Origin of the sequence: Brassicibacter mesophilus, from assembly GCF_050433385.1 — a bacterium.
GTDB lineage: Bacteria > Bacillota > Clostridia > Tissierellales > Proteiniboraceae > Brassicibacter > Brassicibacter mesophilus.
The window spans coordinates 108,332-121,432 of sequence record NZ_JBNPXI010000006.1; the positions used below are offsets into that span (position 1 = coordinate 108,332).

Annotated in this window: 14 protein-coding genes; 2 read left to right on the top strand and 12 right to left on the bottom strand. The window is 32.6% G+C overall.

The features are described from left to right. Positions 1-167 precede the first annotated feature (167 nt). The 11 genes from HNR33_RS08970 to HNR33_RS09020 all read right to left on the bottom strand — a co-directional run bounded on the left by HNR33_RS08970 (position 168) and on the right by HNR33_RS09020 (position 10,805). Positions 168-1,355 (bottom strand): YgeY family selenium metabolism-linked hydrolase, encoded by a 1,188-nt coding sequence (locus HNR33_RS08970; RefSeq protein WP_429082521.1) that lies wholly within the window; start codon positions 1,353-1,355, stop codon positions 168-170. Continuing rightward, positions 1,345-2,562: a diaminopropionate ammonia-lyase gene (gene dpaL / locus HNR33_RS08975; RefSeq protein ID WP_429082522.1), complete on the bottom strand. Its 1,218-nt coding sequence runs from the start codon at positions 2,560-2,562 to the stop codon at positions 1,345-1,347. Before dpaL ends, HNR33_RS08970 begins: the two co-directional genes overlap by 11 nt. Positions 2,563-2,930: 368 nt before the next feature. Continuing rightward, positions 2,931-3,020, bottom strand: coding sequence for a helix-turn-helix domain-containing protein (locus HNR33_RS08980; protein ID WP_429082692.1), 90 nt, complete (start codon positions 3,018-3,020; stop codon positions 2,931-2,933). Between the two features lie 30 nt (positions 3,021-3,050). Further along, entirely contained in the window at positions 3,051-4,004 is a 954-nt protein-coding gene (locus HNR33_RS08985; RefSeq protein WP_429082525.1) for a sugar-binding transcriptional regulator, read from the bottom strand. Between the two features lie 38 nt (positions 4,005-4,042). Then, on the bottom strand, positions 4,043-4,537 hold the full coding sequence (locus HNR33_RS08990; protein WP_429082528.1) for a PTS sugar transporter subunit IIB: 495 nt from the start codon (positions 4,535-4,537) through the stop codon (positions 4,043-4,045). Positions 4,538-4,552: 15 nt separating this feature from the next. Further along, entirely contained in the window at positions 4,553-4,951 is a 399-nt protein-coding gene (locus tag HNR33_RS08995) for a PTS sugar transporter subunit IIA (protein ID WP_429082530.1), read from the bottom strand. Positions 4,952-4,972: 21 nt separating this feature from the next. Then, complete coding sequence (locus tag HNR33_RS09000) at positions 4,973-6,010, bottom strand: zinc-dependent alcohol dehydrogenase (RefSeq protein ID WP_429082532.1); 1,038 nt, start codon at positions 6,008-6,010, stop codon at positions 4,973-4,975. A gap of 12 nt (positions 6,011-6,022) precedes the next feature. After that, positions 6,023-6,877 (bottom strand): class II fructose-bisphosphate aldolase, encoded by an 855-nt coding sequence (locus HNR33_RS09005; RefSeq protein ID WP_429082534.1) that lies wholly within the window; start codon positions 6,875-6,877, stop codon positions 6,023-6,025. Positions 6,878-6,949: 72 nt separating this feature from the next. After that, positions 6,950-7,783 (bottom strand): PTS system mannose/fructose/sorbose family transporter subunit IID, encoded by an 834-nt coding sequence (locus HNR33_RS09010; protein ID WP_429082537.1) that lies wholly within the window; start codon positions 7,781-7,783, stop codon positions 6,950-6,952. Next, positions 7,776-8,531 (bottom strand): PTS mannose/fructose/sorbose/N-acetylgalactosamine transporter subunit IIC, encoded by a 756-nt coding sequence (locus tag HNR33_RS09015; RefSeq protein WP_429082540.1) that lies wholly within the window; start codon positions 8,529-8,531, stop codon positions 7,776-7,778. Before HNR33_RS09015 ends, HNR33_RS09010 begins: the two co-directional genes overlap by 8 nt. 522 nt (positions 8,532-9,053) lie before the next feature. Further along, a complete protein-coding gene (locus HNR33_RS09020) occupies positions 9,054-10,805 on the bottom strand; it encodes a sigma 54-interacting transcriptional regulator (protein WP_429082543.1) in 1,752 nt (583 codons plus the stop codon). 251 nt (positions 10,806-11,056) lie between these two features. Between HNR33_RS09020 and HNR33_RS09025 the strand changes: the two genes are divergently transcribed. Both HNR33_RS09025 and HNR33_RS09030 read left to right on the top strand, forming a co-directional pair. Continuing rightward, entirely contained in the window at positions 11,057-11,326 is a 270-nt protein-coding gene (locus HNR33_RS09025; protein WP_429082546.1) for a TIGR03905 family TSCPD domain-containing protein, read from the top strand. Positions 11,327-11,426: 100 nt separating this feature from the next. Next, the gene (locus tag HNR33_RS09030) at positions 11,427-12,212 is read left to right on the top strand and encodes a formate/nitrite transporter family protein (RefSeq protein WP_429082549.1); all 786 of its coding nucleotides are present in this window, start codon (positions 11,427-11,429) and stop codon (positions 12,210-12,212) included. On the opposite strand, the gene amrB is transcribed toward HNR33_RS09030, so the two are convergent. Continuing rightward, positions 12,209-13,090 (bottom strand): AmmeMemoRadiSam system protein B, encoded by an 882-nt coding sequence (amrB, locus tag HNR33_RS09035; RefSeq protein WP_429082551.1) that lies wholly within the window; start codon positions 13,088-13,090, stop codon positions 12,209-12,211. The two genes, HNR33_RS09030 and amrB, sit on opposite strands and share 4 nt — an antisense overlap. Positions 13,091-13,101 lie beyond the last annotated feature (11 nt).

Genomic DNA, 13,101 nt, shown 5'->3' on the forward strand with positions numbered 1-13,101 from the left:
CTATAATATCTTCTTTACTCATATTACTCACTCCTCATTTTTATAGATGCCATTTTGATAGTTTTTGCAATCGTTTACATCTAACTTCACTATCTTCATTTTTACCTCATAGATAACTTTTCTATCGATTTTAGTTCATATACGTTTATTTATACTAGCAACCTTTTTTACTTCTCAAAAACAGCTTTCAATATTCCATAATAGCCTCTGGCACCTTTTTCTAGTTGCTCAATCTCAATATATTCGTTGATTGTATGAGCTAAGTTCTCTTTTGAAGGACCAAAACCTATTGTTTTTATTCCTTTTTCACCTGCGTAATGACTTCCATTAGTACAGAAAGAATAATGAGTTATCTTAGGATCAATTCCTGCTTCTTTTAATCCTTTATATGCAACTTGAACAAATTCATCGTCTTCTCTGAATATCCATCCTGGGAAAAATCTTTCACCTGTTATAACTTCACCTGTGTAACAAACCTCATTCCCTACCGCATAAGAAACGTTTGTATTCAATTCGTTATCTTCTCTCATCATTTCATCTAAAAGCTCTTTTATTGGAGCAAGTACTGATTCTTTCGTTTCTCCTACCAGAAGTCTTCTGTCAAATGTAGCCTTACAGTACTCTGGCACAACAGAAGCTCCAGGATATGGTGATGACTTAATATCTGTTAATACTAATATTCCTTCTCCTAACTCCTCATGTACAGTTGTTTTTAGTTGTTGAATTCTTTCAATTATTTTTGCCATCTTATAAACTGCATTAATACCTTTTTCAGGATTAGCTGAATGGGCTGGTTTTCCAAAAACCTCTACTACAATCTCTGCTCTACCTCTTTGTCCTATCTTTAGATTCAGTTCTGAAGATTCACCTATTACTACGTAATCAGGATTAATCGCATCACTTATTTTTCTTGCAGCTACTCCTTCAAATATTTCCTCATGTACAACTCCTGCAACATAAATATCTCCTGCAAAATCTTTTTCTGTATCTTCTGCAAAATATGAAGCGGCAGCTATCATAGCACTAACTTGTCCCTTCATATCTGAAGATCCACGTCCATATATTTTCCCTTCAGAAATCTCACCACTAAATGGCCCAAATTTCCATTTCATTTCATCTGTAACAGGAACCGTATCGATATGACCATCAAAAAGAATAGCCTTACCTTCTCCCCTTCCTTTTATATGACCTATTACATTTCCATAACTATCAACGAAGCAATTGTCAAATCCAAATTGTTCAAATGCGTTTTTAACTTCTTCTACTACTTTTTCTTCTTCTCCTGAAACACTTGGATTTCTTAATAATTCTTGACATAATTTAATTAGTTTTTCTTCTCTTTGTCTATTTAGCATTTGTATATTCTCCTTTCCACACTATACTTCTATACTTATCAGGATCTGTATCACCTTCTGTACTAACTAATAAAACTTTAGAATTCTCATCAAGCTTTAATTTTTCTCTTAACTCTTTGTAGCAATCGTTTGTCATGATCTCAACTAGTAATCCTGCAGTAACTGCCCCTGACTCTCCTGAGATAACATGCTCATCTCCCTTTAAAGGATTACCTAATATCCTCATCCCATTAGCTGCCACCCAGTCAGTACATGATACAAATATGGAACTATGATTTTTGAGTATCTCCCAGCCTATTGTATTTGCTTCTCCGCAAGCAAGTCCAGCCATTATAGTTTGCATATCTCCGCCAACGGCTGTAGGTTCACCATTTGCTTCTACTGCTGATTTATATAGACAATCTGCAACATCTGCTTCAACTATGGCTGTAATTGGACAATCATCTCCATAGATTGATGCAAAAACTCCTTGAATTCCTCCTGCAAAAGATCCAACACCAGCCTGTAAAAACATATGAGATGGTCTTTCTATTCCTTTTTCTTTTAATTGTTCTATAGCCTCTAACGCTATAGTTCCATATCCTTGCATAATCCAAGCTGGAATTTCTTCATAACCTTCCCACGCTGTATCTTGAACTATTACACCATTATTGTCTTGAGCGTATTTGTTTGCAAGCCTTACAGCTTCATCATAATTCATATCAGTGATACTCGCCTCTGCTCCTTCTTTTCTGATGTTTTCAAGTCTTATCTGAGATGAACCTTTCGGCATATATACAACTGATTTTTGCTTTAGCTGATTTGCTGTCCAAGCAACCCCTCTACCATGGTTACCGTCAGTTGCAGTAACAAACACCACATCACCTAATTCTTTTCTAATTTCATCTGAAATCAATCTTTTATAACCTAATTCTGAAATATCTTTTCCAAGTCTTTGTGCCATATATTTTGCCATAGCAAATGAACCACCAAGAACTTTAAATGCATTTAGTCCAAATCTATGCGACTCATCCTTTAAGTAAATGCCCGATACACCTATATGTGCTGCTAATTCTTTTAGTTCAACTAAAGGTGTCTCAGAGTATTGCTCAAAGCTTTCATGAAAATTTCTTGCTTTCCCAATTTCCTCTTTGCTTAAAAATTCTATACATTTCTTTTTATCTGTTTTAGGAAGAATGTTTTCTTGCCACTTAATACCTACATTCATTAAGTAATGTCTCCTTTCTACATAAATAATATGATTTATGCAAATGTATATAGCAATTGTTATGCCAATTCACTTAGAAAAACAAATTGAAGTTAATTGCTTATTTTTATCCTAAATAACTTCTAATTGGTAAAATTTTAAATTAATCTATAGTTGAATTCATAGATTTCTCTCTATTTTATTATCAAATAATATTTATAATAAAATTTCTAATTTAATTTCTATGACTTTAATAATTTGTAGCCTCAAATTAAAATAAAAACAGTAAAGTTATCAAACAGATAATTGTTTTATCATTTTGATAACTCTACTTTTCTTATATGTCTGCATTTTAACAATCTCAAACACAATAATTATTATTTTGATAATTATTGTTCAAGTTTTCTATAAAGAGTTGCTATACCTATTCCTAATCCTTTTGCTACTCTTTTATTTCCAGCAGTACCTTGACCATAAATAAAGTAGAATTAAATATATTTAATTCTACTTTATTTCTTATAATTTTCAATTAAACTAAGCGCAGTATGCTCATCGGTTACCAATGTATCTATCCAGTTTCCTTTTATACAAGCTAAAATAGCCTGTACTTTGTATGTGCCAGATGCTATTGCCATTACTTTTTTAGCTTTTCTTAGTTGCGACAAATTTATAGCAACTACTGTAGCTTGAGAACTAACTGGTTTTCCAAAAGGATCTATTAAATTAATACACAAATCAGCCACGACTTTTTGATTTGTCTCTACCTCAGCTTTTAGTACCAAGTCTCTATAATAGTTATTGTTAGATTGAAAAATAGCTCCTATACCAACTACTGCCCAATCCAACTCATCCCACAAATCAAAGGTATGTTTTAATTCAGGATCCGATAATATAGCATCTTTTGTAGCTTTATACCCTAAATAGACAGGAGAATATACATAATGACAAATCCCACCTAAACTATATGCCGCTTTCCTAGCTGTTTCATTTACTTGATAAAGAGAATCTATGCTCCCTAGCCCACCTGCCAATGGAACTGTTTCGATTCCTGTATGCTTGTTACCTGATAAATTATTTACTAATCCATAGACAGAAGATCCTCTACCTATACCAATTATTTCATTATCAAAAATATTTTCTTCTAAATATTTTGCACCTGCTTTATACACTCTATTTTTAGTTAATTCATCTTGAACTGAAGAAGGAACAACAATGGCTCTAAAATGTCTATCATCCGTAGAAAATATTTCCTCCATTTGCATTGCCAATTCTTTAGCTTCTGAATTTGGATTTTTAACGCTAATTTTAACAATTCCTAAATCATGGGCATTAGATAGTAGTTTTGAAATCATGGGTCTAGAATATTTTAATTTGTCAGCTATCTCCTGTTGGGTTTGTCCCATTTCATAGTAAAGTTCAGCTACTTTAACTATTACTTCTATATCACCCTCAATTTTTGACATAATTGCTAGGCCCCCTTTACTTAACCTATCTTACTTATCTATTTCCTCTTTCCCGCTAAAACTTCAGCTAAGGAAACTCCTTTATTTTCAACAACAACCCTAAATTCTACGTTAACTCCTAGTTCAGATAATTTTTTAAAAGTTTCTATTTCTTCAGAAGAAGCTTGAATATTTCTAAACAATTGTTTTCTACCTGACTTTGATCCCATACCTCCAACATTTAAATGGGTTATATCCACACCAGCTTCTACCAATGATAATATTACCTCTGGGCTTTTAGCAAGAATAAGTACTTTTTCCTTGGCAGACTTTGGTTCGCCTTTTAAAAGCTCTATGCCATCCTCAATAGTAAAAGCATTAATAGCAACATTTGGTGGTGCAGCCATTTTTAACAATTGTAACATAAATGGATCCTTTGCAACTAAATCGTCCACTATAACGATTTTATTTGCTAACGTTTGACGCATCCATCCTGTAACCACTTGACCGTGAATCAGACGATCATCAATTCTAACAAAAACTATATCCAACATATTTATCCCTCCTGTCTACTTACATAATATATTATCACTATTTATTTCGTAAATTCCAGTATTTCCTATTTTTATTGCCTCTAAAATTACATCTTCAATATCCATACCACTTAAACGACTACCAATCATTTCTAAAAGCATGGGCAAATTTGCACCCGTTATACATTTGCAATTCTTATCCCGCACCAAGAAAGAAGCTAAATTAGCAGGTGTACCTCCTTTAAGATCAGCTAATATTACAAATTCATCATAAGAACTAGTAACCTCTCTCAATTTTTTCAAATAGGTTTCAGGGCTATCTTTAGGTAATAGCGGAATAGCTATCATATTTTCTTGTTCTCCCAAAATCATCTCTGCAGCATTTTTAATTCCAGTGGAAAACTCTCCATGACCTATAACAATTATAGCAAACATAATATCTTCAACCTCCTTTTACTACATAGTTACGATAACTCTATAACTTCCTGGTTCTATAGCCATATTAAAGGCTTTAGAAATTTCTTCAAAAGGTACCGTTGTTCTTATAAACTTATCCAAATCTATACGATTAGCATTTACTATAGAAACTGCCCTTGCAAAATCATTTCTAGTTGGACTTATAGTTCCTACTAAGCGATATTCCTTATAGTGTAAATCATTTAAATCTATTGGTGCCTCTGCACCTTCTGGTTGATAATAAGATGTATAAATTACTATACTAGCTCCTCCAGATGCATATTTAAACAATGTTGGCACAAGTTTAGGTGATCCTGCAGTAACAAATACACTATCAACACCATATCCGTCAGTAATCTTGTTTATAACAGATTCTATATCTTTTGTTGGATCTATTACCAAATCAGCGAATTCTTCAGCTGTTTTACGTCTTTCCTCATCAACTTCAGAAATTATTACCTTTGCACCACGTAAGTGTAATATTTCCGCATGAAGTAATCCCATTATTCCAGCCCCAATTACAAGCACTGTATCCCCCAGCTGTATATCTGCTTTATCAACACTCCCAATACAACAAGCAACTGGTTCAATAAGAGCAGAACTTATCATGTCTGCATCTTCACTCATTTTAAACACTTGATAATCTGGCACAATAAGATACTCACCAAACCCTCCTGGTGCTGCTGGTCGCCCTGGTCTATGTAAAGATTTCGTCTTTACACAACGATTATCATCGCCTTTTCTACATGGAGGACATTGTCCACATCTATTCATACGACAAACAACAACTTTATCTCCTACTTTTGCTTCAGTTGCAGCTAACGCTCCTACTTCTTCAACAATTCCTATTACTTCATGCCCAGGATAAAAAGGATATTGATTACCACGTGCTCCTCTGTAAATACCCTGATCTGAAGTACAAATAGCACACGCAGAAATTTTAACTTTTACTTCATCAGGATATAATTCAGGCATTTCCCAATCATTCAGTTCAATATTATTTGGGCCTTTTATTGTAGCAATTTTATAAGTTTTCATTATTTCCCCTCCTTAAGCTCTACCTGATACACCTAGCATTTTTATATAATTTCTAATTACAGGAATTGCTGCTTCATTAGCAGGTTTCCATATAGTTGCTGCCTTTAATTTTTCTAAAGGATTATTATCGAGAATTTCTTTAGTTTTTTCTACAATTGGTATTTGTATATCTGTAAAAACATTTATCTTTGCTATTCCTAACTCAAGCGTTTTTTCTACACCTGGAGTTCCAGAAGATCCATGTAAAACTAATGGAATAGCTACTTTCTTACTTATCTCTGTAAGTCTTTCTAAATCAAGCTTAGGCTCATAATTATAGCGACCATGAGCAGTACCTATTGCAACTGCTAAGAAATCTACATTTGTTAACTCTACAAACTTAGCAGCTTCTTCTGGATCTGTATAAAACTTTTTATTATCTACTTCATCATAGCTACCTTGTCCTACATGACCTAGTTCTGCTTCTACTGAAACCCCACAAGCATGAGCCATTTTTACAATTTCTCTAGTTATTGCTACATTTTCATCAAAAGGTTTTTCTGAAGCATCAATCATAACTGAGGAAAACCCTTCTCGAATAGCTTTCATAAAAGATTCAAACTTGTACCCATGATCTAGATGGAGAGCAACAGGAACTGTTGCATTTCTTGCAGCAATTTTAGCAATAGCAGCTATATAATCTGCATAATCTGCTCCATATGATTGAATTGTTTTTTCACCTAATTCTATTAGACAAGGTGCATTTTCTTCTTCACATACTTTAACTATTGTTTGAATGCTTTGCAGATCAGTTATATTAAACGCCGGCAGAGCATATCCCTCTTTTCTTGCTTTCACTAATAATGTCTTTGTACTGGCTAAAGTCATATTAATCCTCCCTAATATCAAAATATAATAACTTCTGAAGCAGTGTTTTTTACTGCTTCAGATTTAAAACTCCTAGATTATACCAAAAGCACCTACTAATATACCAACAATAAATATTCCTAAAATCAATTTTCCAACACTTACTTTACGACGTAATGCAGTCCAACAACCTATAACAAGAAGTAAAGGTAGGATGTTTGGAGCAATTTTATCTAGTATATCAGCTTGTACGCTTATTGGTTCTCCTATTGAAAGTGGAATATCATACTTAACTTTAAAATTAATATAACGTGCAGTTAAAGTTCCTGCAGCTAATAAACCAACCATACTTGCCCCTTCTGTTACCTTGTTTAATAAACCTGTTGCCATAAGTTTCGTTAGTAAAGGACGTCCTTCTTTATAAGACTTTCTAAACCACCAATAATCTAAAGGATATGAAATACCTAATGCTAATATTGTAAACAATATCGGTCCAAAAGAATTTCCTTGTAACCCTAAACCAATACCTATTGACAATAATATTGGGAAAATAGTTGCTTGGAAAATAGAGTCTCCCAATCCTGCAAGAGGTCCCATAAGAGAAACTTTAACTGCATTTATAGTTTCACCTTCTACTTCAGCTCCATTTGCTTTTTGCTCTTCCATAGCAGCTGTAATCCCTAATATTATAGAACCTGTTGTCCCATTTGTATTAAAAAAAGTTAAATGTCTTTGATACGCTGAAACTCTATCTTCCTTTTTACTGTAAAGTTTCTTTATAACAGGTGAAATAGCGTGGCAAAATCCAACTCCTTGCATCCTTTCATAGTTCACAAAACCATTTAGAAAACATACCCATCTTGCCCAAATCCCTAAAAGATCACGATCATTTAAAGTTACTTGTACATTTTCTTTAGCCTTACTCAAAGTTGCCCACCCCCCTTGTTTTAGGTATATAAATCATAAATGCTACACATATACCTATACCTACAACTGCCAATATGTCTAACCCTAAAAATGCTGCTAGGATAAATCCAATAAAGAACATTGGTAGCATTCCTAAGCTAGTTGCTGTCATATAATGTAATAACATCGAATATCCTACAGCTGGTAAAAGTTTACCTGTTGCTTGCAGACCAGCAATTAATGGGGCTGGTAAAAATCCAAGAACAGCTTCCACTGCTTCTGGCCCATAATAAACAGCAAGGAAAGTCGCAATTCCTGGATATATAAAGGCAAATACAATTGGTGGGATAACATTAACCATAGCAATACCTCTAGGATTATCTTCTTCAGCATATTTATCTGCCTTATGAGAAAGAACGGAAAAGAACGATTGCCTTAGTGTTCTAAAAGAAACCCCTACTAGAGCAATAGGAACAACAACAGCAAGTGCCATTGCAGGTGTCATATCAGCTAATATTCCTAATGCAGGTCCAAGGACACCTGCAGTTCTGGTATCTGCAGGTGTTTGATCGCCAACTACTATTACTCCTATATATACTGCATTAATAGTTGCACCAATTATTGTTCCTTTTACAGGATCACCTAATATAAGACCAACAATTAATCCAGATACTAGTGGACGCCCAAAAGCAAAAAATCGAGTGTTAAATGTTAAAGGACTTTCAATCCAGAATGCATAAAGAGCCACTAATAAAGCTTTAATAAACATTTTTATACCTCCATCTCTTTAAAAATTTTTTAATTTGTTTTCAGTAATCCTCCTTCATGATTTATTATTTTAGGTGATTAATTTTATCTACCCTCCTTTACAATAAATTTTTATAAAGATTTGTCTATTTATTAAAAATTTTTATCTGATATTTGTCATGACATTTGTTCTTATGTGACATACTCGTAAATTTTCTCTGTAGTCCTTTTTTTTTCTGAAAATTTTCCGAATTTAAAATTATGTAATCAATTTTTACTTTTTGCAATTTATGTGCCAATCTAATTTTCAAAAAATAATAATATTGTTTATAAAACCATCTTATGATAAGTAGATACTTTCAATAGATATAGTCATTGAAAATCATATACTAATTTAGTGTAAATATTTACAAATATTATATTTCCATATATAAAGAAGAGCGGATTATTAAAATGATAATCTTTTTATCATTTTGATAATCCGCTCTTCTTTTGTAAAATGCTAATGTGTTTTATTTCCTGAACATAATTATCGTTTTGATAATTATGTTTTCATTTTTCTATATAGAGTTGCTACACCAATACCCAATTTCTCTGCTGCTAATTTTTTACCTTCCGTACTGGTTCCATATATATCTAGAGCTTTTTGTATGTATTCATGTTCCAATTCTTGAAGTGTTTTTAGCGTTTCTTCATTATGCTCCTTTCTATGTTCTTCGTTATAAACTGTTCGATTGTTTAAAACAGCATCTGGTAACATATTTTTTCTCAGTATACCTTTATCACCACAAAGGTTTATCATAAACTCAATAGTATTTTGAAGCTCTCTTACGTTTCCAGGCCATGAATAGTTTGATATTGCCTCTTTGACATCATTTTCAATTGTATGAATATATTTATTAAAAAGTCGGCCATACTTTTCAACAAGTTTTGTCATTATTAATAAAACATCTCCCTCTCGCTCTCTTAATGGTGGCAGTTCTACAGGGATTACATTTAATCTATAATATAAATCTTCTCTAAACTTTTTCTCTTTAACTTTTTCTTTCAAATTGAAATTAGTTGCTGCAATAACTCTTATATCTAGTTTAATTGACTGATTAGATCCTACTCTGGTAAGTGTTCTTTCTTGTAATACTCTTAACAATTTAACTTGTAGATATAAAGGCATGTCTCCTATCTCATCTAAAAAAATAATTCCACCGTTGGCAAGCTCAAATTTTCCAATTTTGCCATTAGGGTTAGCGCCAGTAAAAGCACCTTTCACATAACCGAAAAGCTCACTCTCAATGAGAGTTTCAGGAATTGCACCACAGTTTACTGCAACAAAAGGTTTATGTCTTATGTCACTTTCAGCATGGATTGCTCTTGCTACTAATTCTTTTCCTGTACCACTTTCTCCAGAAATAAGAACTGTAGATTTTGTAAAAGCTATTTTTCTTATCTTTTCTTTTAATTGTCTCATTGGTATAGATTCACCAATTATTGTATCTAGTCTTATCTTTCTTTCACTTGTTGTTATTTTATAGATATCCGAATTTATTTTATCCATGTTGTTAAAAATGAATACTTTTACATATTCCTTGGAAATGGAATGTATTGGTATCATATTTCCAACAAGAAAAAAGCTTTTATTATCTATTTTTACCTCGTGAAGCTCTCCGCCCATTATGTACTCATTCTTGTTTATAATTTCTACCTGCTTATTTATATAAAATGGAGAAAGGACTAACTCTCTCATAGCACTATTATTAATTATTGTTATTTTATTTTCAGCATCTAATACTATAACTCCTTTATCAATATTATTCAGAATTTTTTTTAGCATATCTGTTCTTTGAGCCTGCATTTTTGTTTCTTGACGCTGATAAATCTTTGAACAAATAAAATCACTTATCTGATACAAAAACTGCATTTGTGAGTCTAAGTCTTCCATTATACGCTTTTTTTGCTCATTAGTCGAACACACTAAGCCAATTACTCCTATTATGTCTTCTTCATAAATAAGTGGAGTTGATATCTCCATCTTTTCTATACATGTATCTTTTTCAATGCAGTCTTTGCAAATTTCATGCTCTCTTGGATTTACTATTACTTGAGATTGTCCTGTTTCAATTACAGTTTTATAAACTGAGCCTTTATTTACTATATCTATTCTATCTTTAAAAATACCTGTACCAGCAATTCTTCTCATATCTATATCAACAATTTCTACATCTACTTTTATTGCATTAGATATTACTTCAGCATACTTCATTACATCCTCTTTTATTTCTGACAATAGAGAACTATCCATGATCCACCTCTTTCCTATCATTATCATATAATTAACTCTACCAACTCAAATTAAAATCATTGTATATTGAACAAATTTTCTAATATTTTATTAAGTTCTATTATATTGAATGATTTATGTATCGTCAAAGGTGTCTTTACATACATTTCTTGTGTTTTTAAATTATATGCTTGAATTTTACTCTATACTTGACAACTTGTCTATTAATTCATAATATAGTTATTGACTGAAATTAAGGGAGGACATAATTAATGAACAGCTATACACCAAGAGGAGTTTGCTCTAAATTGATTAATTTCACTATTGAGGGTAATATAGTAAGGAACGTATCTTTTTACTCAGGTTGTCCAGGTAATCTTCAAGGTATCAGCAAATTGGTTGAAGGAATGGATATATATGAAGTAATTAATAAATTAAAAGGAATAACCTGTGGCGGAAAAAGTACTTCTTGTCCAGATCAACTATCTAAAGCGCTGGAAGAGTACATGAAAGAAAATAGCTCAATTGAAGAGATTGCGTAGCTAATAGATAGCAGAGTATACACTCTGCTATTTTTTTGTATTTTTTTATGACAAATAGGAAAAATAAACTGTACATAGAGATAAAAAAAGGAGTATTGCTATGGAAAAAAGATATTTATCACCTTCTGAAGTTGCAAATGCAACTATAAACGCAGGTATTACAAAAGCAAAGCTATCTATAACTAGAATACTGCTATTAGGAATCTTTGCTGGTATATTTATAGGACTAGGTGCTTTTGGCGATATTGTCGTAATGCAAACTTTAAAAGGCATTGATATTGGAGTAATGAAGCTTATTGGAGCTTCTGTTTTCCCAGTAGGTCTCATGCTAGTTGTAATAGCTGGTGCAGAGCTGTTTACAGGAAATTGTTTAATGACAATGGCTATTATGGATAAAAAAATTACGCTTGGTGAAATGCTCAAAAATTGGTTTTTTGTTTATCTAGGCAACTTCATTGGAGCAGTTCTATTAGCTTTTATTATACTCAAAGCTGAATTATTACAAGGCCATGTATTAGAGATGGCTGCTAGCATAGGTACTGCAAAGCTATCTCTAAGTTTTCAAGCCGCTTTCCTAAGAGGGATTCTATGCAATATTGTTGTTGTACTCGCTGTATGGTTAGGTGCTGCAGCACTTGATGTAGTTTCTCGATTATTAGCAATCTGGTTTCCTATAATGCTTTTTGTACTGTCAGGCTATGAGCATAGCATAGCTAATATGTTCTTTATACCATTAGCTAAATTTGCTGGTGTTAATGTGCCTTGGTTATCAATATGGACTGATAATCTTATTCCAGTCACTTTAGGAAATATTGTAGGTGGAGCTATTATTGTACCTGTAGTATATTACATAGTTTATGTTCTTCCAGCTAAAAACTCAGATTAATAAAAAATATAAGTAAAATAGCTTGTAGTATAATCATATCCATTTTCTGCAATTATAGCAGAATTACTATGGTTAAGCATTTTTTGATTATCTGCCTTCACTTCGTCCATAGCAGCAAGTAAAGTAATAATAGAAGCTGGAGAATCCATAAAGTCATTATTCATGCAGTTTATTTGCTGTATGTTTCTGTCTTCTAGTGCACTTCTTGTAATCTCATCCATTTCATTAGCTTTTTCTAGTGATAAATAATGAGAAAAATCTACCGATGCTATAAAAAGACACTTTTTCTCTTTCATTAAGTCTTCTAAGCTCTCTCCTAGCTCCTTTGATTGTTTCAAGGTATATGTGCCAGAAACCAAAACTGGTACAATCTTGGCATCTGGCATAAAATATTTAATATATGGAACAATAGCTGAAATAGAATGTTCATTTTCCATTAGTTCAAAATTAGTCTCAGCTATTTTTGTCTTAACTAAATAATCTGTTACTCCCCTATCAGATTCTAATATTCCAAAAGGGGTCATCCACCCCCAACCTCCAGTGTGAACCTTACTCACCCCAGCTCCGGTATGATTGGGACCAATTATTATGACTGTTTCAGGCTGTTTAACAGATGCTACTTTAAAAAATTCTGCAATCATTTTATCTGCTAAGAGATGATGTGGAACTATTCCGCCCATTATTTCTACCTTATCTAGTGTACCCTCTGAAGTTGTATTTAAAGACATGTTGAATCTTGTCTCATCAAAGTATTTGCACACTAATAAGTTTTGATGTTCCTTAGCACTATTATTTATACACTTTGGTGTATTACTCTGTTCAGAAATATTAAATATAATAATAAAAGCTATAACTAAAATAATAATAGTTTTTTTCATGACAGACCTTC